This is a genomic window from Actinokineospora spheciospongiae (genome assembly GCF_003182415.1).
Lineage (GTDB): Bacteria > Actinomycetota > Actinomycetes > Mycobacteriales > Pseudonocardiaceae > Actinokineospora > Actinokineospora spheciospongiae.
In genome coordinates, this window is sequence record NZ_QHCP01000001.1 from 394,679 (window position 1) to 416,139 (window position 21,461).

Annotated in this window: 16 protein-coding genes; 8 read left to right on the forward strand and 8 right to left on the reverse strand. The window is 73.2% G+C overall.

Annotated elements, in window-relative coordinates; genetic code table 11:
* Positions 1-76 precede the first annotated feature (76 nt).
* Both DFQ13_RS01645 and DFQ13_RS01650 read left to right on the forward strand, forming a co-directional pair.
* Complete coding sequence (locus DFQ13_RS01645; RefSeq protein ID WP_181399790.1) at positions 77-3,580, forward strand: tetratricopeptide repeat protein; 3,504 nt, start codon at positions 77-79, stop codon at positions 3,578-3,580.
* A 73-nt stretch (positions 3,581-3,653) separates the two neighbouring features.
* Positions 3,654-5,792: a tetratricopeptide repeat protein gene (locus DFQ13_RS01650; protein ID WP_052021038.1), complete on the forward strand. Its 2,139-nt coding sequence runs from the start codon at positions 3,654-3,656 to the stop codon at positions 5,790-5,792.
* Between the two features lie 56 nt (positions 5,793-5,848).
* Here the strand turns inward: DFQ13_RS01650 and DFQ13_RS01655 are convergent, their stop codons facing one another.
* Together DFQ13_RS01655 and DFQ13_RS01660 are read right to left on the reverse strand one after the other, a co-directional pair.
* Complete coding sequence (locus DFQ13_RS01655; RefSeq protein ID WP_146241022.1) at positions 5,849-6,943, reverse strand: hypothetical protein; 1,095 nt, start codon at positions 6,941-6,943, stop codon at positions 5,849-5,851.
* Between the two features lie 364 nt (positions 6,944-7,307).
* The gene (locus tag DFQ13_RS01660; RefSeq protein WP_110078540.1) at positions 7,308-8,039 is read right to left on the reverse strand and encodes a LysR family substrate-binding domain-containing protein; all 732 of its coding nucleotides are present in this window, start codon (positions 8,037-8,039) and stop codon (positions 7,308-7,310) included.
* A gap of 57 nt (positions 8,040-8,096) precedes the next feature.
* On the opposite strand from DFQ13_RS01660, the gene DFQ13_RS01665 reads away from it, so the two are divergent.
* Positions 8,097-8,528, forward strand: coding sequence for a DUF5997 family protein (locus tag DFQ13_RS01665; protein WP_035281582.1), 432 nt, complete (start codon positions 8,097-8,099; stop codon positions 8,526-8,528).
* A 73-nt stretch (positions 8,529-8,601) separates the two neighbouring features.
* Here the strand turns inward: DFQ13_RS01665 and DFQ13_RS01670 are convergent, their stop codons facing one another.
* Together DFQ13_RS01670 and DFQ13_RS01675 are read right to left on the reverse strand one after the other, a co-directional pair.
* Positions 8,602-11,757: a discoidin domain-containing protein gene (locus DFQ13_RS01670; RefSeq protein ID WP_219994221.1), complete on the reverse strand. Its 3,156-nt coding sequence runs from the start codon at positions 11,755-11,757 to the stop codon at positions 8,602-8,604.
* Positions 11,758-12,050: 293 nt separating this feature from the next.
* Complete coding sequence (locus DFQ13_RS01675; protein ID WP_146241024.1) at positions 12,051-13,253, reverse strand: alpha/beta hydrolase; 1,203 nt, start codon at positions 13,251-13,253, stop codon at positions 12,051-12,053.
* Positions 13,254-13,398: 145 nt separating this feature from the next.
* Between DFQ13_RS01675 and DFQ13_RS01680 the strand changes: the two genes are divergently transcribed.
* A complete protein-coding gene (locus DFQ13_RS01680) occupies positions 13,399-13,575 on the forward strand; it encodes a CsbD family protein (protein ID WP_035281581.1) in 177 nt (58 codons plus the stop codon).
* Between the two features lie 54 nt (positions 13,576-13,629).
* On the opposite strand, the gene DFQ13_RS01685 is transcribed toward DFQ13_RS01680, so the two are convergent.
* Positions 13,630-14,817, reverse strand: a complete 1,188-nt coding sequence (locus tag DFQ13_RS01685) for an alpha/beta hydrolase (protein WP_146241026.1) — start codon at positions 14,815-14,817, stop codon at positions 13,630-13,632.
* An 8-nt stretch (positions 14,818-14,825) separates the two neighbouring features.
* Positions 14,826-15,422, reverse strand: a complete 597-nt coding sequence (locus DFQ13_RS01690) for a TetR/AcrR family transcriptional regulator (protein ID WP_110078543.1) — start codon at positions 15,420-15,422, stop codon at positions 14,826-14,828.
* A 92-nt stretch (positions 15,423-15,514) separates the two neighbouring features.
* Between DFQ13_RS01690 and DFQ13_RS01695 the strand changes: the two genes are divergently transcribed.
* Positions 15,515-16,528 (forward strand): hypothetical protein, encoded by a 1,014-nt coding sequence (locus tag DFQ13_RS01695; RefSeq protein WP_110078544.1) that lies wholly within the window; start codon positions 15,515-15,517, stop codon positions 16,526-16,528.
* A gap of 83 nt (positions 16,529-16,611) precedes the next feature.
* On the opposite strand, the gene DFQ13_RS01700 is transcribed toward DFQ13_RS01695, so the two are convergent.
* On the reverse strand, positions 16,612-17,028 hold the full coding sequence (locus DFQ13_RS01700) for a hypothetical protein (RefSeq protein ID WP_110078545.1): 417 nt from the start codon (positions 17,026-17,028) through the stop codon (positions 16,612-16,614).
* A gap of 118 nt (positions 17,029-17,146) precedes the next feature.
* The gene (locus DFQ13_RS01705) at positions 17,147-17,656 is read right to left on the reverse strand and encodes a metallophosphoesterase family protein (RefSeq protein WP_035281574.1); all 510 of its coding nucleotides are present in this window, start codon (positions 17,654-17,656) and stop codon (positions 17,147-17,149) included.
* Between the two features lie 466 nt (positions 17,657-18,122).
* Between DFQ13_RS01705 and DFQ13_RS01710 the strand changes: the two genes are divergently transcribed.
* Genes DFQ13_RS01710 through DFQ13_RS01720 form a run of 3 tightly spaced genes read left to right on the forward strand, consistent with a single transcriptional unit; the run spans position 18,123 to position 21,461 of the window.
* Complete coding sequence (locus tag DFQ13_RS01710) at positions 18,123-19,349, forward strand: MFS transporter (protein WP_181399791.1); 1,227 nt, start codon at positions 18,123-18,125, stop codon at positions 19,347-19,349.
* Positions 19,327-20,724, forward strand: coding sequence for a glycosyltransferase (locus DFQ13_RS01715; RefSeq protein ID WP_146241028.1), 1,398 nt, complete (start codon positions 19,327-19,329; stop codon positions 20,722-20,724). Before DFQ13_RS01710 ends, DFQ13_RS01715 begins: the two co-directional genes overlap by 23 nt.
* Entirely contained in the window at positions 20,721-21,461 is a 741-nt protein-coding gene (locus tag DFQ13_RS01720; RefSeq protein ID WP_110078548.1) for a PIG-L deacetylase family protein, read from the forward strand. The genes DFQ13_RS01715 and DFQ13_RS01720 overlap by 4 nt, the downstream gene beginning before the upstream one ends.

Here is a 21,461-nt window from a genome sequence, read left to right on the forward strand (position 1 = left end):
TGCCCACCGGGCCCGTGCCGGGTCGGTGGCGCGCGAGGATCACCTCCACCCTCGTACGCGTGGAGGGGGTTGCCAGGTGGACGACACGACCGGCGGGGACCCGTGGCGGGCGCGACTGGCCGAGTTCGGTGCCCGGCTGCGGGACCTGCGCAAGCGGGCAGGCCTGACGCTGGAGTCCCTGGCCCCGGACATCGCGAGCAGCAAGAGCACGCTCTCGACGCTCGAACGCGGTGGGGGCGCGGTGGTGCCCGACCGTGGGCTCGTCGAGTCGTACGTGCGGCGCTGCCTCGCGGCGTGGGACGTGGACGAGGTCATCCGGGCGGCCACCGGAGAGGACCTGCTCTCCCACCACGATCAGCTGGTCGCACTGCACGACCGCGTCCGCCCGGAGCCGCGCCGAGCGCGCGCCGGGGGCGGGGAACCGGGTGGCCGGGCTCGTGTCGAGCGGGTGGTGCTGCAGGGTGCGGTGCTCATCGAGCGCCCGGCGGGTGACGCGGCGCTCGACTTCAGCCGTTCGCCGTTCGACGTCGAACGCGTGCCCGGCCCGGTGCCCGCCCTGTCCGTGGAACAGGCCAGGGCCAGGCCGTCGCGGCTGCTGCAACCCAGGTTCGCCGTCGTCCCGTTCACCGGTCGAGACGCCGAACAGGTGGCGTTGGGGAGGTGGTTGGCGGAACCCGAGCACACATCGGTCCGCCTGCTGCACGCCGCGGGCGGGCAGGGCAAGACCCGGTTGGCGGACCGGGTGGCCGCCGAACACCGCGGCGGGCAGTGGGCGGTGTGGCAGGTCCGGCACAGCCCGGCGGCGGTGGACTCCGGGAACGACCCGGAAGCCACCGAGGGCGCTGTCCCCCTGGCCCCGGGGGCGGACGTGCTGGCCGTGGTCGACTACGCCGACCGGTGGCCCTCCGACGACCTGATCACGTTGGTGCGCACCCTGCAGCAGTTGGCCCGCCGTCGGGGCACCCGAGCCAGGGTGCTCCTGCTGGGCCGGACGGCGAAGAACTGGTGGCCCGCCGTGGTCGGGCGACTCGACACCGCGTACGGCCTCGACGCCACCGGGCAGTGGCCGCTGGCCTCCCTCACGGAAGAGCCCGCCGCCCGGCTGTCGATGTTCCGCCTGGCCGCAGGCCACTTCGCCGCGCAGCTCGGGGTCGACGCCGATCCGGCCGAGGTGCCGCTGCCGGTCGACCTGGACCGCGACGGGTACGCCCAGGTCCTGGCGGTGCAGATGGCGGCCTTGGCCGCGGTCGACGCGCGGTGGCGCGACGTCGCGGTGCCACTGGACCTGGTGTCCGTGGCCGACTACCTGCTGTGCCGCGAGTACGCCACCTGGGACGCGTTGCACTCCGCCCGCGGTGGCTTCACCCGCCCGCCGGTGATGAGCAGGCTCGCCTACGTCGCGACCCTGGCTGGTGCGTTGCCGCGCCCGCACGCCCGCCTGGCGCTGCGCCGCACCGACCTGGCCGACTCGGCGAGCACGGCGGACCACCTCATCGACGATCACCTCGCGTGCTACCCGTCCGCCGACCCGCGCACGGTGTTCGAACCCCTGCACCCGGACCGGCTCGGCGAGGACCTCGTCGCACTCACCACCCCCGGTCACCCCCACGCACAGCTCAACTGGCAGGTCGACGACTGGGCCACGGCCGCCACCACCGCGGGCGCGGGCACCCGCGTCGTGTCCGCGGCGGAGGCGCTGACCACCGACCTGCTCCCGGACCCGGCGATGGCGCGGAGTTGGGCCCCCGCCGCGTTGACGGTCCTCGCCGAGGCCGCGCACCGCCACCCGCACCTGTCGACCGGCTTGCTCAACCCGCTCCTGCTGGCCAACCCGCACCTGCTCCTCGTCGCGGGGGGCGCCGCGGCGACGCGGCTGACCGACCTGCCCGACCTCGATCCCGCCGTGCTCGAAGCCGTCGAACCGGTGCTCCCGCAGACCCGCGACGTGACCACGGACGTGGCCGCGGCGGCGGTCGCGCGGCGACTGGCCGAGCACCGCTTGGCGACGGAGGCGGACCCGGTCCGGCGCGCCGCGGTGCACGGCGACCTCGCGATGCGGTTGGACCGGGCCGGGCAGTACGAGGAGGCCTTGGCCAACGCCGCGCTCGCCGTCGGGGAGGCTCGCCGGGCCACCGCGCGGGACCCGGTCCACCGCCGACGACTCGCGTCGTGGTTGAACACCCTGAGCCTGCAGTCGGCGAGGGCGGGCAGGCGGAGCGAGGCGTTGGCGCACGCGCGCGAGGCGGTCGACCTCCGCCGGGCGCTCGGGCCCGGAACCACCGAACCGGATCTGCCCGGTCTGGCCAACGCGCTGAACAGCCTGGCCAAAGCCCTCGCCGAACTCGGGTCGCACGCCGAGGCGCTCCAGTACGCGGAGGAGGCCGCCGATGTGCTCCGGGCGCTGGTGACCGCGGGCGCACCCACCGCCAGGGAGGCTCTCGCGCAGGTGCTGCACAACATCGCCGCCTCCCGATCGGACCTCGGTGCGGACGACGAGGCGCTCGTCGCCGCGGCGGAGTCGGTGGGCATCTACCGCGAACTGGCCGCGGCCGATCCGGCTGCCCACCTGCCGGATCTGGCTGACGCGCTGCAGAACCTGCCCGCGTACCTGAGCGCCGACCCGGGGCGGGCACGCGATGCGCTCGCCGCAGCCGAGGAGTCCGTCCGGCTCTACCGCGAATTGGTCGAGACCAATTCCGCTCCGTTCCTGGCCCAGCTCGCGGGGGCGCTGCACAACCTCTCCGTCACCTGCTCGGCACTCGGGGAGCGGCGGGAGGCGGCGGGGTACGCCGACGAGGCGGTCACGACCTACCGGGACTTGGCCGAGACCGACCCCGACGCCCACCAACCCGACCTGGCGCTGACGCTGCACCACCAGGCCAAGACGCTGGCGGACAACGGGCAACGGGATCTCGCGGTGGACGTGGCCGCGGAGGCTGTGACCCACTACCGGCACCTCGCCGCCATCGACCCCCGACCGTTCGAGCCCAACCTCGCGATGGCTCTCTACAACCAGGCGTCGTTCCTGTCCGAGGCGGGCAGACCGCAGGAGGCGGTGGCTCCGGCGGAGGAATCCGTGACCCGCTACCGCGGGGTGGAAGAGGTCGAGGGCGACCTCCACGCGGCGAACACCGCCGACGCGCTGCACAACCTCGCGTTCATCCTGGGTGAGGTCGGCCGTGCGGACGAAGCGCTGGCCCGTGCTGAGGAGGCCTGGTCGCGCTTGCGGCTGCTGTCCGAGGAGGACGACTCGTACGCGGCGCACACGGCGGTGTCGTGCGGCACGGTGGGCCGACTGCTGGCGGGGCTGGGCCGTCACGGGGAGGCCGTCGAGCTGGGTGGGCTGGCGGTGGCGGGGTTGCGCGCCGCAACAGCCGAGGAACCCGGTTGGGAACCGTACCTCTCCGGCGCGCTGACCACGCTGGCCCTGGGGTTGTCCGGGCTCGGTCGTGCCACCGAGGCGCGGACAGCCGCGCGGGAAGCGGTGGACATCGTGCGGCGGGTCGGGCGCGAGGCACCGGAACTGGTGACCGACCACATGCTCGTGGCCGAGCGGGTGCTGGCCGACCTCACCGGATGAACCTTCGTCACGTGCGAGGGCCGCGCACCGCGGAAGCCAACTAAGCTGGGGGGTTCTGAGCAGGAGGTGTGCCGTGGACCGGTCGGGTCTCCGCGTGGTCAACGAGCTGTCGCACCCGGTCGGCGGATCGGTGCTCCAGGCCGGTTCCGTGCACGGGGGCATCCACGTGCACCAACGGCAGTCCGCGCCGGTCGTGGTCCCGCGTCAACTCCCTGCGGCCCCGGCGCACTTCACCGGTAGGGGTGACGAGGTGCGGGAGCTGTCGACCGCGCTCGCGGACGATTCCCACCGGGGTGGACCCGCCCTGGCAGTCGTTACCGGCTTCGGTGGTGTGGGCAAGACCGCGTTGGCGCTGCACTGGTTGCTCGGCGAGTCGGACCGGTTCCCCGACGGGCAGTTGTACGTGGACCTGTCGGCGCACGGCCCGCTCGGCGCCACCGCGCCCGTCGACGTGCTCGGTGGGTTGTTGCGCGGCTTGGGTGTGCCGACCGCGGACCTCCCACCCGGCATCGAGCAGCGGTCGGCGCTCTACCGCTCGCTGACCGCGGTCAAGGCGCTCGTGGTGCTGCTCGACGACGCCGCTTCCACCGCGCAGGTCCGGCCGCTGCTGCCCGCCTCCCGGCACAGCGCGGTGCTGGTGACGAGCAGGCGCAGGCTCGGCGGCCTGGTCGCCGACGGGGCCCGGGTGGTCCAGCTCGGAGCCTTGGCGCCGGACGCGGCGGTGGAGCTGCTGCGGCGCGCCGTCCGCCCGGAGCGGGTGGCGGCTGAGCCGGAGTCCGCGCGGGAGGTCGCCGTGCTCTGCGGTGGCGTACCGATCGCCCTGCACGTCGTCGCGGCCCGCTTGGCCAGCAGACCGCACTCGCGGTTCGCGAACCTGGCGGTCGAACTCGGGGACGAGCGCCGTCGCCTGGGGGCGCTCGCCGCCGAAGACGACCTCCTCTCGGTCGCGGCGTGCTTCGACCTGTCCTACCGCTGGCTCCCCCCGGCGGCGGCGAGGCTCTACAGGTTGCTCGGGCTCTACCCCGGCACCGAGTTCGACCGCGACGTGGTCGCGGCCCTCACCGGTTCGCCGGACGCGGACGGGCTCCTCGACGCACTGGTCGACGCGAACGTGGTGTCCGACCTGCCGTACGACCGCTACCGATTCCACGACCTGCTGCGCCTGCACGCCCGGCGGTGCGCGGAGCGGGACGAGGTGGAGTCGGAGAGGTCCCGCGCCCTGCGGTCGGTGGTGTCCCGGTTCCTCGACCGGGCCGTGGCAGCCGATCGCGTGGTCACCCCGTTGCGACCGCACCTCGGTGAGCGGTACGGCGCACCCGGTGCGGCGCGGTTCGACACCCCCGCCTCCGCCCTGGACTGGCTCGAGCGGGAGGTGCCGAACCTGGTGGCGTGCGCGGAGGCCGCGTTCGCCCGGGGGTGGGACGACCTGGTCTGGCAACTCCACGAAGCGCTCTGGGGGTTGTTCCTGCACCGCGGCCACCACGGGGAGTGGGAGAGGACGGGCACCCTCGCGATCGAGTCCGCGACTCGGTGCGGCAACCGCGCCGCCGAGGTGCGGAGCCTCCTGCAGACCGCCGCCGTCCGCACGCGCACCGGCGCCTTGGACGAGGCCGTGGCGCTGTACCGCAGGGCCTTCGACCTGGCCGGTTCGACGGGCGACTGGCAGGGGCAGGCGACGGCGTTGGAGGGGCTCGGGAGTTCCGCGCACCGCGGTGGTCGGACGTCGGAGGCGGTGGATCTCTACCGCCGCTCCCTGGCCCTCAGCGAAGAGCACGGTCAGCAACGCGGCGTCGCGCTGCTGCTGTGCTACCTGGGGTACGCCTTGGTCGACCAGGGTGAGCACAGCGCCGCCATCGACCACTTCCGGCGATCGGCGCGGATCGCGGCGACCCTGGCTGATCGCCACTGCCACGCCCAAGCCCTCGTCGGGCTCGGTGCCGCACACGCCGCGCAGGGTGCTGTCGGGAAGGCCGTGGTCGAGATGGAGGAGGGGCTGGCGTCGCTCCCGGCCGCCGAGTCGCTCGTGCTGCGGGTCCACGTCCTGGAGAAGCTGGCCGAGGTCAAGGTCGGCGCAGGCGACCTCTCCGGTGCCAGGGAGCACTGGCAGGAGGCGCTGGAGTCCTACACCGCGTTGGGCGACCCGAAGGCCGAGCACATCCGCGCCCGGCTGGACGCCCTGGATGACGAACCCCCGGCGCACCGGGCCGGGTGAGCGTCCGCGAACGCAGCTTCGCGTCCGACGGCCGCCCACCCGCCCGGCGGTCCCGGTCACCTGATCGGCCTCGGCCTCGGCGCAGGGGAGACGGGTACGCCGTGGGTCGGCTCGGACAGCCCCATGAGCCCGTAGAAGGTGCGCCGCAGGATGCCCAGCGCCGCACCGGGACGGGTGGTGATCAGTCCGACCACCTCGGGGTCGGGCTCGTTCGCCCGCACGGCCAGCGCCCGCTCGACCTGCGCCTGCAGCGAGCGGTCGAGCCGCAGCGGGGATGCGACGCGGGACACGACGTCCGCCGTGCTGCCCGGTCGCACGTCGACCAGCGAACCGGTGTTCATCAAGGTCGGCACCCCGATGGCCGCCGCGTACTGGAGCACCGAGCCGTGGTCGCCGACCACGACATCAGCGGCAGCGAGCGCTGCCCGCCACCCCTCCTCCGGCGGCAGCACCACCAACCCCCGAGCTCGTGCCGCCGCCAACCAGGCCAGCACCTGTCGGCGGCCGTACCCGCGCCAGATGAACGGGTGCAGCACGGCCACCACCAGGTAGTCCTCAGTGGGCAGTGCCTCGACCAGCCGGGAGAACACCAGCGGGTCGTTGCCGAACAGCGAGTGCTCCGACCAGGACGTCGTGGCCACCACCACGCGCTGACCCGGTCGAGCGCCGAGCGCGTTCCGGTAGGCGCCGCGGTACGGCACCCCCGCGAGGATGCGGTCGAACGACGGGTCACCCGCGACGATCGACCGCGGGATCGCTTCCGGGCAAGAGCGCGCCAGCGCGACCACCTCGTCGTCGGTCGCCAGTGCCAGCGCGGCCGGGATGACCCGGTCACCGCGCATCAGCTCTCCCGGGTGCAGGCCGTGCCCGCCGGAGCCGCCGTCGTGCCCGACCCGGGACCGCAGGCTCCCCGCGCCGTGGGGCATCAGGACCACCGGCCCGTCCAGTTCCGCGATCCCCCAGTTGCAGGCGGCGATCACCAGGTCGAAGCGCGTCCGCACCGCCTGGGTCCAGGGGATGACCAGACCACCGAGTGCGCGCACGCGCTCCTCGACCCCGTACCACCGGTACCCGGTGTCGGGAACGCCCAGCACCACCTGGACGCGGAAGTCGCTCTCCAGCGCGGGGATGACGTCCAGGATGCGGTTCACGGCCTGGTCGTGGGGACAGGGGGCGAAAACCCTCTTGATGCCCGGGCGGGACAGCCACAGCTCAGCCACGGGATCGCCCGTCGTGATCACGCGCCTGTGCTCGGTCGTTTGATCGGTACGGGCGGGGATGTCGGGTGTCGACAACTCGATGCTCCTCCGGTCGGGCTGCGCGAACCGGCTGGGAGCCGCCGCAGCGTGAACGGGAACATCGTGCGGCGGTATGACCCCTCCACCTCGGAACTCCGGAATCCCGGTGCTGAGGAGCGCATCGTGCCTGGTGGGGGCGTTGAGTGTCGTTTCCGGAGCCGGAATTCCGGACCCACCCGCACCCTGCTCGTGCCGGTCCGCGCCTCCCGCCCCTGATCTACGACCGCTTGCGGGGCTTCCCGCGCTTGCCCGTCTGGTTGCCGCTGCGGTGCTTGGCCGTGCCGGTGGGTTTGGGCTTGGCGGGTTTGCGGGGGGTGCTGTCCGGGCGCTTGGGTTCCGGTGGTGTCGGCGTGCGGCCCCGGGTGCTGTTGCCGGTGCGGCCGCGGATGATGCCGATGAACTCCTCCACCGCGTCGGTCGTCTCGTCCTCCGGCCAGGACAGGGCGACCCGGGATTCCGGGGCGTCGGTCAGGGGGCGGTAGGTGAGGTCCTTGCGGTGGTGCAGCCGGGCCAGGGATTGGGGGACGACGAGCAGGCCCACGCCCGCCGCGACCAGTTCGATCGCGTCGCCGGTGGTGGCCGGGCGCTCGAAGGCTTCCTCGCCCGGGGGGCGGTCCCAGTCGAGGGTGTCGTCCAGGGGGTGCAGGACGACGCTGTCGGTCAGGTCCTCGGTGGACGCCTCGTCCGTCGCGGCCAGGAGGTGGTCCTTGGGGAACACCACGACCGTCGTCTCCGTGTAGAGGGGGATGGCGTGCAGGCCGGTGCGGTCGATCGGCAGCCGCAGCAGGGCCGCGTCGGCGGCGCGGTCGCGGATCAGGGCCTCGGCGTCGGCGGCGGGGACCTGGACGAGGGTGAGCGGCGCCTCGGGGAAGCGGTCGTTCCAGGTCCGCACCCACTTGCCCGGGATCACGCCCGGGACGTAGCCGAGCCGGAACGGGGGCGCTGTCACCCGGTCAGATTACCGGGCGTGATCGGGGGTGCCGCACACGCCCGATACCCTGGACCCATGACGTCGCCCAAGACCCCCCAGACCATGAAGCCCGCGACCGCGGCGAAGAAGCTGGGCGTCTACCTCGAAGCCACCCCCGAGCAGTTCCAGGAGGGGGTCGTCTCGCGCGACGAGCTGAACGCCCTGCAGGCCGACCCGCCGGAGTGGCTGCGCGACCTGCGCCGCGACGGCCCGCACCCGCGGCCGGTCATCGCGGCGAAGCTGGGGATCTCGATCGGCGGCCTTGCCCGTGGTGGCGTCACCGACCCGTTGACCACCGAGCAGGTTGAGGCGTTGAAGGCCGAGGGGCCGGAGTGGTTGGCGCAGGAGCGGGCTGTCCAGGCCGAGGTCCGGAAGGAAACCGCGCGGTTGAAGGCGGAGAAGGCCGAGAAGGCGGCGGAGGCCGCGAAGCCGGTCAAGCGCAAGGGTCAGCCGCACCGCCCGCGCTGACGGGACTGACCACACAGCACACACGTCCGCCGTGCGGGGTTGCCCCGCACGGCGGACGTGTGTCGTACCCGCCTCACTGTCCGATGCGGATCTCCTTGGCGGTGCTGGGGACGCCGTCGGCGTCGAGGGCGAACAGCAGGTAGCTGCCCGGCAGGGCGACGCCGGGGTCGGTGGGGATGGTGATCTGGTGCGAGGTGGGGCTCAGGGGGATCGGGGTGAGGGGGATGCGGCGCTGGTCGGTGTCCACGGTGTGGGTGGTCGAGCCGACGCGCATCAGGGCGAAGCCGGTGACCGCGCGGTCGGTGCCGATGGTGAGTACGGCGCCGTTGGCGGCGGTGGTCGGGGCTGAGGTGATGGTGGGGCGGGGTTTGGGGGTGCCGTCGGGGTTGAGCAGGTAGGGCGGGGTGAGGATCTGGCCGTCGGGGTGGTTGGTGGCGCAGGTGCCGCACAGGCCGCCGCCGCCGGAGAACACCCGGCCGTCGGGGAGGAGGTTGGCGACGCTGTGGTACGTCCTCGGCACGGCCATCGGGGCCAGGCGGGTGAAGGTGCCGGTGACCGGGTTCCACAGTTCCGGGGTCAGCACCGCCGTCTGGTCGCTGAACGGGACCGGGTAGGCCTGGCCGCCGATCACGACCACCGTGCCGTTGGGCAGCACCACGCTGTTGGCGAACGCCCGTGGGTAGGCCATGTCGCCGACCCGTTGCACGACGGGTGATCCGGTGGTGATGTCCACTGTGTACGCGCGGGCGGTGGCGTCGGCGTTCTGGTAGGCGGGGGCGCCGCCCACCGTGAGGATCTTGCCGACGTCGTACATGACCGCGTTGCCGTTCATCGCGTCCGCGCTGTCGCCGCGCAGGCCCGCGTCGGTGACCGAGCCCGTGCCGGTTGTGGAGACCCAGTTCATCCGCCTGCTCGGGCCCGCGTGGAAGACCCGGCCGCCACCGACGGCGAACAGCCAGGTGTGGTTGTCCGCGCGGTAGACGCCCTGCGGGTCGACGGTGAGGAACGGTTCCGGGCGGACGCCGGACAGGGTGCGCCACGAGTTTCCTGCGGGGGAGTAGACCTCGCCCACCTTGTTGCCCTCCCCGCCGCTCCACGAACCGCCGACGGTGAACGCCTCGCCGGTCGACAGGGTGGTCTGCGACTGGTAGCCGCGGGCGGTGTTCAGTTCGCCGGAGGCCGACCAGGTGTCGGTGGCCGGGTTGTAGATGCTGGCCTTCTTGGCGTCGCTGCCGCCCGCGACCAGGACTCGGCCGTCGGCGAGCATGGAGATGCCGGGGCAGAACATGTCGTGGCCGGTGTTGTCGATGCGGCGCTGGGTGACCTGGCCGGTGGTCAGGTCCATGATCGCGGTCTGGGTGTAGCCGTTGCTGCCGCCGAAGTTGTCCGCCGCGTAGGCCGACCAGGTCAGCAGCTTGTTGTTCGGCAGCAGCGCCGAGGCCACCGGCACGATCGGAAAGCCGACCGTCGCACCCCACAGCCCGGTCACGCTGGCGTCCGGGGCGGCGGAGGCGGCGAGGACGTCGATTTCGGCGGCCGAAGACCACGGGCCGCGGTTGCCCGCCTCGGTGAGAGCGGTCAGCCGGACGTAGCGGGCCTGCGCCTCCGGGAAGCGGACCGTCCGCACCGCGGAGCCGTCCGGCCACGTGCCCGTGGCCACCGGGGCGCCGAAGGTGACGCCGTCGGCGCTCAGTTCGATCCGGTACTGCCCGATGTTGCCGTTGCCGCTGTCCCCGCGCGGTCGCACCTGGAGACCGGCCACGGTCTGCGGCGCGCGCATGTCCAGGGTGATCCAGTGCGGCAGCGGGGCCGCCGTGCCGGACCACCGGGAGTGCCAGATCGTGGCGTCGCTGCCGTCGAGGACGTTGGCGGCGCGGCCGTCCTCGGCGGCGGTCTCCTGGTCGGAGGCGGTCGCCACCCAGCCGTCGCGGTTCAGCGGGCCGACCGCGATCGGCTGCGCGGGTGGGCCGTAGGCGTGGAACTCCGCTGCGGCGGCCACGGTCTGCGTCGTGCTCACCCGCACGTAGCGGGCGGTCGGCGTCCCGGTCAGGGCGACCGCCTTGGGGGTGGCGTCGGTGGCCCAGGTGCCGGTGGCCACGGCCGGGCCGAACGTGGTGCCGTCGGTGCTGACCGCAACCGAGAACGCGCCGAGCCGCCCCTCCGCCGAGTCGCCGCGCGGGGTGACCACCACCGACGACAGCGGTTGCTCGCGCTGGAGGTCGACGGTGAACGACAGGCCGCTGCCGGTCGTGCGCCAGTAGGTGGCCGGGTCGTTGTCCACCAGCGCGGCGGAAGTCGCCGTCCACCCGGCCCGGGACAGCGGCAGTTGCGTGCCCGGGAGCGGGCCGAGCAGGTTGATCTCGGCCGCCGAGGTCCACGGGCCGCGGTTGCCCGCCTCGGTCAGCGCGGTCAGCCGCACGTACCGGGCGGTGGCCACCTGGGAGAACCGCGCGTCCTGCACGGCGGCGGTGTCCGGCCAGGCCCCGGAGGACACGTCGGTGAACGCGGTGCCGTCGGTGCTCACCGCCACCCGGTATTCGCCGATCCGCCCGTTCGCCCCGCTCGCCCGCGGTCGGTAGAGCAGGCCGCCCACCGCCGTGGGCTGCTTGAGGTCGAGGGTGATGCTGTGCGGCAGCGGGGTGATGACCGCGTACCGGGAGTGCCAGTGCGTGGCGGCGTTGCCGTCGAGCACGTTCGCGGCGGCGCCGTTCTCGCGCAGGGTCTCCTGGTCGCTCGCGGCGGCGGTCCAGCCGGTGCGGGCCAGGGGGGTCATGGGGACCGGGGCGCCGGGGTCGCCGAGCAGGTCGACCTCGGCGGCGGCGACGCGCGGGGCGCGGTTGCCCGCCTCGGTGAGCGCGGTGAGCCGGACGAACCTGGTCCCGGTGACGGCGAAGCTGAACGCCTTGGCGGTCGCGTCGTCGGCCGCCGTGCCCGCCGCCACGGGGGCGCCCCAGGTGGTGCCGTCGAGGCTGAGGCGGATCTCGTACTGGCCCAGGACGCCGGTCCCGCCGGTGGTGCGCGGGGTGTAGACGAGACCGGACACGGGTTGGGTGCGGCGCGTGTCGATGGTGATCGACTGGGGTAAGGGACCCGCCGCGGCGGTTTCCCACACCGTGGCGGGGTTGCCGTCGAGCACGGCGGCGGCGGTTCCGGTGGTGGCGGTGGCCGTCCAGCCGGTCCGGGGGAGTTTGGTCGCTGTCGGCACCAGGGCGGCCGCGGTGGCCACCACGTGCCGTTCATTGTGATCCTGGTCACTATGCGGTTGGTCGAACAGGAACGGGGTCACCAGAACACCCGCCAGAACCGCTGTGAGGAACCGGATCGATCTGATCGGTCGTACCCGTTGGGCCACCCGGTCACCCCTTGGCTCGGCTGTTCGATCGGCGGCTCCCTACGAGCGCCGACCGGGCATCGTCCGGTCCGGTTCGGGTGTTTCACGCAGGTGACGGGTACCGGCGCGTCAGGGGGTGATTCGTGACCGAAGAGGGGTGTTCCTGATGTGCGGGGAAATCGGCAATCGGTTCAGCGGAGGTGGTCGCGCAGCCAGTTCTCGGTGATGGTGAGGCGGGCCTGGTTTCCGAGGCTGCCGGTGGCGCCGGTGTCATAGGCGTGGTTGGCGAACGGCAGCCGCACCAGGGTGACGTCGATGCCCGCTTCCCGGGCCCGGTCGGCGAAGGCGCGCACGCCGTTGGGCGGGACGACCGAGTCGTCGTCGGGGGAGATGACGAGGGTGGGCGGCGCGGTCGGGGGGAGGAACGTGGTCCCGGTGATGGCGCGGTAGCGGTCGGGGACCTCGGCGGGGGTGCCGCCGGTGTAGGCGCGGCCGAGGAAGCGGGTGTCGAGCTTCGGGTCGTCGCCGATGGAGAAGCCGTTGTCGTAGGCGCCCACCGGGTCGACGGCGGGGTACTGCACGGCGAGCGCGGCGACCCGGGGCACGGTGCCGCCGCAGGAGGACCGCGCGGAGCCCTCGGCGGCCTGGTAGGCCAGGGTGGTGGCGAGCTGCCCGCCCGCGGAGTCGCCCAGCAGGGCGATCCGGGCCGGGTCGCCGCCCCAGGCGGGAGCGCGTTCGGCCGCCCAGATCAGCGCGCACGCCAACTGCGGGCCCGCGATGTCCCAGGTGTGCACGGTTTCGGAGGCCAGCGTGTACTCCACGCTCACCACCAACCAGCCCCGGTCGGCGAACCAGCGCATGTCGCGATCCCGGTCCAATTCGGACCCCTCGACCCAGCCGCCGCCGTGGGCGTAGACCATCAGCGGGGCGTTCGCGGTGGCCGGGCGGTAGACCGCGGCGTGCAGGTCCTGGCCCGACGCGGTCCGGCTGTACACCGGGTGCTCGTCGGGTCCGTCGCCGAACGGTGACGTGGGGACCAGCGCGCGGAACGGGTTGATCGTCGCCCCGGCACCCGCGGCGGCGATCCAGAAGCCCACGACGATGACCAGCGCCATCGCCGTGCCGACGCCCCCGGCGGCGCCGAGCACCGTCCCGGTGCGCCGGAACCGCCTGCGCACCAGCAGCGCCCCGCCGACCGCCAGCAGTCCGATGACCACCGAAGGCGCGGCCGTCGTCGCCGCGACCGCGGTCCCGGCGGCGCCGAGGAGGCCGAGCCCGGGCAGCAGCGCGCCCACCCCGAGCAGCACCAGCACGAGCGCGATCCACCCCACCACGACGGCCCCCACCACCGCGAGCACCCTCGACCCGACGCCGTCCGCCCGTGTCCGCGCCACCACCACTCCCTCTGCCGTGTTCCCCCATCCTCGGGGAGGCGATCACCGTGCGCACCCCGATGTGACGTGTACGTCCGCCGGGGGCGAAAGAGGTTTGACGCGCGCCGCCCCGGGCACCCCATGAGCACACGACGAAGGGATCGACATGAGCGACGCCGACAAGATCGACGCCAAGAGCGACCAGCTCAAGGGCAAGGTCAAGGAAACAGCGGGCAAGCTCACCGACGACAACGAGATGGAAGCCGAAGGCCAGGGCGACCAGACCAAGGGCCACCTCAAGCAGGCGGGCGAGAAGATCAAGGACGTCTTCAAGAAGGACTGATGGCCGGGGCTGTGGTGGGCGGGTGATCCGAGGATCACCCGCCCACACGTCTGTTCACCGGTCTCGCAGCCACCGCGCGCTGGTGGTGAGCGTGGCCTGGGAGCCGAGGCTGCCGCCGGTGAGGTCGAAAGCGTGCTGGGTGAACGGGATGCCCACCACGGTGACGTCGACACCGCCCGCGCGCGCTTCGGCGACGAGTTCGTGGTTTCCCCTGGCGGGGATGAAGTTGTCGCGTTCCGGCTGGATGATGAGGGTTGCCGGGGCGGCGTCGGAGATGTGGGTTTCGGGGGAGATCGCGGCCAGGCGGTCCGGGTGCGCTGCTGGGGTGCCGCCGAGGTACCAGTTGGTGAAGTCGCGCGGGCTCAGTCCGTGTACGGGGTTTCCGTGTTCGTAAGCGTGGATTGGGTTGGCGACCGGGTACACCGCGACCACCGCTTCCGGCACGGGGACGGGACCCAGTTCCGGGCAGGTCGACACCGCTGTGCCCGCTGCCGCTGTCCAAGCGGCGTTGATGGCGAGGTTGCCGCCCGCCGAGTCGCCGTGGACGGAGAGCCGGGTGGTGTCGGCGCCCGCTTCGCGGGCACGCCGGGCTGTCCAGGCCAGTGCGCAGGCGACGTCGGCGGGAGCTTCGTCCCACGTTGGACTGTCTGGTGTGGACAACCGGTAGTCCACGCTCACCACGTACCAGCCGTGGTCGGCGAACCAGCGGGGGTGGGTCCCGGAATCCTTCGCGGCGCCGGTGAACCAACCGCCGCCGTGGATGTGCACCATGACGGGAGCGCCCTCGGTGGTCCCGGGTTCGTAGACCAGCGCCTGCAACGGTTCGCCGTCCACCACGGCGTAGGTGGTCGTCCGGTCGGGTTCCGGCGACCCGGTGGTGATGGCCAGCGCGGCGAACGGGTCCACCGAACCGCCCGCCCCCACCACCGCGACGACGATGGAGCCGGTGACGACGCCCGAGGTGACCAGGGCGGCAACCGACACGGCCGCCGCGACACCGCTGAACCACCCCCGTGGCCGCCGCGCCGCGACCGGGACCGCCACGGCCGCCGCGACCAGGCTCACCAGGACCAGGTGCGGCCCGTGGACGGCCCACGCCACCACGCCGATCAGCGGGAGGCTCACCGAGCCCGGCCGCAGCAGGTCGGCCACGGCGACGACCAGCGTGCCCGTGCCCAGTGCGGCGGCGACACCGGCCGCCACGGTGCTCAGCCGCGTTTTCCCGGCCGGGAGTCCTGGCACGTCCGCGCTCAACCGGTCCGGCGGACCAGGGGCAGGTAGACCTCGTCGACGATTTCGACGAGGACGTTGTCGGGCACGGTGGTCAGGCCGCGGGTCAGGTACTCGTTGCGCAGCAGCACGAGCGCGACGGTGGCCACGCGGGGGTGCACGGCCCCGGTGGCGACCTCGCCCCGGGCGGCGGCTCGGTCAAGGATGGTCAGCCAGGGCCCGGTTCCGCCGTCGGCGACCTGCTCGTGCAGTTGCGCCAGCAGTTCCGGTTCGTCGTTGGCGCTCGCCAGGAGGCTGCGCAGGACCTCCGCGCGCGGTGTGGCCAGGTCGCAGTTGACGCCCCGCAGCAGTTCCAGCGCGTCGCCGCGCAGGTCGCCGGTGTCGGGTGTCGGCGTCTGCTCGGTGACCAGTTGCCGGTAGGCGGCGACGCCGAGGGCGGCGCGGTGCGGCCAGCGGCGGTAGATGGCGTTCTTGTTGGTGCCCGCGCGCCTGGCCACCCGGTCCATGGTCAGCCCGGCGTACCCGGACTCGGCGAGTTCGGCCACGGCCGCGCGCAGGATCGCCCGCTCCAGCTCGGCGCCGCGCCGCCGGGTCGCCGCCTGTGCTCCCACCCCCATGCCGACCTCCTCCGGCGACGAGCCTACTGCACCGGCGCTCCGATATAAGGTACGGTACGTACCGTACCTTAACCGACCAGGAAGGTCCCCCCATGCGAGCCAAGGGCATCGGCTACGACACCGGGCTGAGCCTCGACGGCGACACCCGTCGACCGTTCGACCCCGACGTCGTCCGCCGCGAACTCCAGATCATCCGCGACGACCTGCACTGCACCGCCGTGCGGCTGTGGGGCGACGACCTGGACCGGTTGGAGTTCGCCGCGGACCACGCGGCCACCCTGGGCCTGGAGGTCTGGTTCTCCCCGTTCACCCACCAGTTCGGCCAGGAGGAAATGCTCGCCCTGCTCGCCGACGGCGCCGAACGCGCCGAGCGGATTCGCCGCCGGGGAGCCGAGGTCGTGTTCGTGACCGGGGCCGAGCTGAGCCTGTTCAACCGCGGGTTCCTGCCCGGCGACAGCGTGCGGGAGCGCACGGCGGCCCTGCTGGAACGGCGGTCCGAACTGGGCACGCTGCTCGCTGACCTGCCCGCGCGGGTCAACGACTTCCTCGGCAGGGCCGTCGCCGTCGTCCGCGAGCGGTTCGGCGGCAAGGTCACCTACGCCTCGGTCCCGCTGGAGCGCGTCGACTGGACACCGTTCGACGTCGTGTCGGTGGACGCGCACCGCTCCAAGGAGGTCGCCCACGTCTACCAGGACGGCATCCGCGCACTGGTCGCCCAGGGCAAGCCGGTCGCCATCACCGAGTTCGGCTGCACGCCCTACCGCGGTGCGGCCGACCTCGGCGCCCTGAGCGGGGAGATCGTCGAGTACTCCGACGGCATCCCGGTGCGGCTCGACGGCGACTACACCCGGGACGAGGAGGAACAGGCGGGTTACCTGCGCGAACTGCTGGACGTCTTCGCCGAGGAGGGGGTGGACGCCGCGTTCGTGTGCACGTTCGTCTGCCACGGCCTGTACCACCGGGCCGATCCCCGCGAAGACCTGGACATGGCGAGCTGGGGCGTGGTCAAGGTCCTGGAGCACGGTCGCGGCGACACCTACCCGGACATGCCGTGGGAACCCAAGGCCGCCTTCGCCGCCGTGGCCGACCACTACCGGGTGGGGTGACGGACCGCCTCGCCGCTGCTCCGAGGGGCAGGCGGCGACCGGCCTCATCAGCCCGGGGCGTTCCCGCCTCGCCCGGGTCGAGGTCAGGCGTCGTGCGCGCGGAGTTCGGCGCTGCCCTGCACCGCGCCCAGGAACCGCTCCGCGAGCGCGTCCACCGCCGGGTTGGCGTGCTCGTGGTCCAGGCTCAACGACAGCACCGTCCCCCCGCGCTCACCCACCACGGCGGGCGAGACCCGCAGCGCCCCCGCCACCGGTGCCAGGTCCCCGCTGACCACGAAGGCGACCAGGAACGACCCGGCCCCGCGCACGGCCGAGGTGAACCGCACCTCCAGGCGCCGGGAACCGATGCCGGGCAGCTCCGCGGTCAGGTGGTGCACCTCGTCGACCACCACCAACCGGGAGATGTCCGGCCAGAACTCGACGATCCGGTGCGCGCGGAGCAGCAGGACCACACCGTGCGGGTCGGCCTCGATGTGGCGGCTGAGCAGGACAACGGGCATCAGGACATCCGGGTGCGCTGGGGGACGGTGTCCTCCGCAGGTTAGAGGGTTCCGGCGCGGCGCGCGCCGGAACCCCGCCCGCTGCCCCCGGTCGTGGGGCGGGGCGGCGTACGGCGGTTCACTTCGGGGCGCGGGGTTCGGTGACCGCCACGACGTCGGCGGTGACCACCGCGCCGTCCTCCAGGTGCAACAGGCCGATCGTGCCCACCGGCTGGCGCCTGCGGTCGGTGGGGGAACCGGGGTTGAACACCCGCACGTCGTCCACTGTGGAGTTCCAGGGGATGTGGGAGTGGCCGAAGACGACCAGGCGGGCACCGGGGAACAGGCGGCGCATCCGCGCCTCGCGACCCTTGGCCTGGCCGCTGTCGTGCACCATGGCCACCGGGACGCCCGCCAACGACAGCTCCAGGGTCTCCGGCGCGCCCCACTCGGCCACGTCCGGGCCGTCGTTGTTGCCCAGCACCGCGTGCACCGGGGCGTAGGACTCCAGCTCCCGCAGGACGGGGGCGACGCACACGTCGCCCGCGTGCAGGATGACGTCGGCGGACCGCAGGTGCGGGAACAGCGCCTGCGGGCAGGACTTCCAGTACCGGGGCGCGTGGGTGTCCGACAGGACGAGGACTCGCACCCGCCGATCGTGCCACAGGCCCGGGGGTCCGGCGCGTGGCGGGACCGGTTCCGGTTGTGGCAGCCGCCACCGCTATTCGAGGAAAATTGTCGCCGTCTTTACCCTGTTTGCCGATTCTTGGTATTCGTGCTGAATTCGGATTACTCTTCATCCTGTGCGGTTTGACGGTGGTGGTGTGGCGCACTTTCGTTCATCCGTCGTTCACCCGGAATGTGAAGACCTTTGTGGATGTCCGTTGTGAACGAGGCGTTCGGTGGGGGTCGGGTGTGTTGTCCGCGTTTTGTGGACCGCCTTTCCGGTGGCGAGTGGGTGATTTCACTTCGTCAGGGCCGTCCTTGCGCGGCGGGGTTGGACGTGCTGTGATGGGAGCAGGAAAAGCGTCCCGGAATGCCGGGGTGCAGCGGTTCCTGTACCGTCCGGGGACCGTCGAACATTCCCGTCAGGGCGGCCGCGAGGCTGACCCATGGTGCGCACCCGACATTCCAACCACCCCGTCGCCGGTTTGTGGCTGGTGTTCTTCCTCAACGGCGCCGTACTGGCGAGTTGGGCGCCGCGCATCCCCGAGGTGAAATCGGATCTGGGGTTGTCCGACGCCGCGCTCGGTGTGGCCCTGTTCGGTGTGGCCGCCGGTTCCGTTCCCGCGCTGCTGGGCACCGGGTGGTTGTTGCGGTTCACCAGTGCCCGGTTGTTGTGCGTCCTCTCCGGCGCGTTGTTCGCCGGTTTCCTCCCGCTGATCGCGGCGGCCCGGGGTGTGCTGGGCCTGGCTCTGGTGCTCGTGCTGCTCGGTGCCGCCAGCGGGTGCCTGGACGTGGCGATGAACACCGCGGGGATCGAGTTCCAGCAGCGCTCGCCCGACCGACCGTCGGTGATCTCGCGACTGCACGGCGGCTACAGCCTCGGTGTCCTCTTCGGAGCCGCCGGGGGTGCGCTCGCGACCGGGGCGGGGGTGGGCGTGTTCGCCCACTTCACCGCGGTGGCTGGGGTCCTGCTGGTGCTCTTGGCCGTCGCCGCGCCCGCGTTGCCGCACACGCCGGTCGTTGAGCCCGCGCAGGAGGTGGCGCCCGCTGTGTCGCCGTTGCGGGGCATCGCCGCGATCCCGTTGGCGATCGCCGCGATCGCGGTCAGCGGGCTGCTGGTGGAGGGCATGGTCACCGACTGGTCGGCGCTGCTGGTCGCCAGGGACTTCGCCGGTGGGGTGTCCCTGGGGTCCACGGCGGTCGTGGCGTTCAGCGTGGCCATGTTCGTGTCCAGGTCGGTCGGGGACGTGCTGGTGGTGCGGTTCGGGCGGCGGGCCGTGCTGCGCTGGTCGGCGGGCGCGGTCGCGGTCGCGCTGGCGGTCGGGCTCGCGCAGCCGAGCGCGGTGGGGGCGTTCGCCGCCGTGGCCGTCGTCGGCCTCGCGCTGGGGCCGGTGTTCCCGCTGTCGATGACCGCCGCCGCCGACCGGATGCCGCACTCGGTGGCCACCGCCGCCGCCGGGGTCAGCGCCGTCGGCTACCTCGCCTACCTCGCCGGGCCGCCGCTCATCGGCGTGGTCGCCGAGGCCGTGAGACTGGTTCCCACCGTCGCCGCCATCGGGCTGGCCGCCTCGCTCACCACCGCGGTGGCCGCCCGCCACCTCGACCGGAACCCGCGCCGCCTCGCGGTCGCACCGACAACCAAGGAGGACGGCGATGACGTCGGCACGCCTGCGTGAAGTGCCGGTCGGCCGGTACCCGCTCAACGGGCTGCGCGGGTGCCTGACCGCCGCGCGCTGGGACCGGCTGACCGCCGCGGCGACCAGGTGGGCGGCCACCCTGCCCACCGTGTGGCACGTCAACTCCACCGACAACGGCGGCGGGGTCGCCGAGATGCTGCGGCCTGCCCTCGGCTACGGGCACGCCCTGGGCCTCGGCCTGCGCTGGCTGGTCATCGAGGCCGACACCGACTTCTTCACCACCACCAAGCGCGTCGACAACGGCATCTCCGGCGTGCCGGGCGACGGGGGACCGCTCGGCCCCGAGCAGGTCGAGGGGTTCCGGCGGGTCAGCCGCGAGGCCGCCGCCGACCTGGGCCGGTACCTGCGACCGGGTGACGTCGTGGTCCTGCACGACCCGCAGACGGCGGGCCTGTGCGAGCACGTCGCGGACCGGGGCGCCATCCCGGTGTGGCGGGCGCACAACGGCGCCGACCGGCCGAACGCGCACACCGCCCGGTCCAGCGCGTTCCTCACCCCGTTCCTGCGGCGGGCGCGGGGCCTCATCACGACCCGCCCGCACTTCCGCGACGTGGTGCTCGACTCCAGGATGGGCGTGCCCAGCGCGTCGATCACCCCGTTCATCGACCCCATGTCCGCCAAGAACACCGACCTGACCGCCGACGCGGCGCGGTCGCTGCTGGTGCGCTCGGGGCTGCTGGCCGCGCCGGACTCCGGGCACCCCGTCGTGCGGGTCGGCACGGCGCCGGGGGCCGACGTGCCGATGGTCGCGCAGGTGTCCCGGTGGGACTCGGTCAAGGACATGATCGGGGTGATGGACAGCTTCGCGCGGACCGTCGCCCCGCGCACGGACGCGCACCTGAGCCTCATCGGCCCCCAGGTCGACGGCGTGGCGGATGACCCGGAGGCGGCGGAGTACTTCCGGCTGTGCGCGGCGCACTGGGAGCGGCTGCCGCGCACTGTGCGGTCGCGGGTCCAGTTGTGCTGCCTGCCCACGGCGGACCCGGTGGAGAACGCCCGCGTGGTCAACGCCGTGCAGCGGCACGCGGCCGTCATCACCCAGAAGAGCCGGTCGGAGGGGTTCGGGCTGACCGTGGCCGAGGCGATGTGGAAGGGCACTCCCGTCGTGGCGACCCGCGTCGGCGGCATCACCGCCCAGATCCCGGACGCGCGGCACGGGCGGGCGGTCGCCCTGCCCGACCCGGACGACCTGTTCGGCCGCGCCATCACCGAACTGCTCGCCGACCCCGCCACCGGCGCCGCGGTCGGGCACGCCGCCCGGGAGCGGATCAGGGACCGCTTCCTGCCGGACTCGCACCTGCACGACGAGCTGAGCTTCCTCGGCGGCCTGGTCGGGTCCGAGGTCGCGGCGTGAACGTCCTGGCGGTCGGCGCCCACCCCGACGACGTGGAAATCCTCTGCGCTGGCACGCTCATCCGCTACCGGCGGGCGGGCCACTCGGTCGGGATCTGCGTGCTGACCAACGGCGACCTCGGCGCCCCCGACGGCGACAAGGCCACCATCGCGGCCGTGCGGGAGCGGGAGGCGCGGCGCTCCGCCGAGGTGATCGGCGCCCGGCTGTTCCTCCTGGGCGAACCGGACGGGTTCCTGTTCGACAGCCCGAGCACGCGCATCGCCTTCGCCGAGGTGCTGCGGGAGTTCCGACCGGACGTCCTGTTCGCCCCCGACCCGAACGACTACCACCCCGACCACCGGGCGGCGTCGGCGATCGCGCTCAACAGCCTGGTGCTGGCGGCGTCACCGTTGCAGCGCACGGGATCGCCCGCCATCGACGCGCTCCCAGCCGTGTACCACATGGACACGCTGGCGCTCGTCGGCGCGGCCCCGCAGCGCTGGGTCGACATCTCCGACGCGCTGGGGACCAAGCTCGACATGCTCGCCGCGCACCGCAGCCAGAACGACTGGCTCCGCTGCACCGACGGCGTGGACTACCTCGACTACGCCACCAAGCAGGCGCGGCTGCGGGGGTTGCAGTGCGGCACGGCCGCCGCGGAAGCCTTCCGCGCCCCCGAGTTCTTCCCGATCCACCGCGCCGGTTCGACACTGCCCGGACTCGATGACCAGCCCGGACTCGATCACCAGGGGGACTGA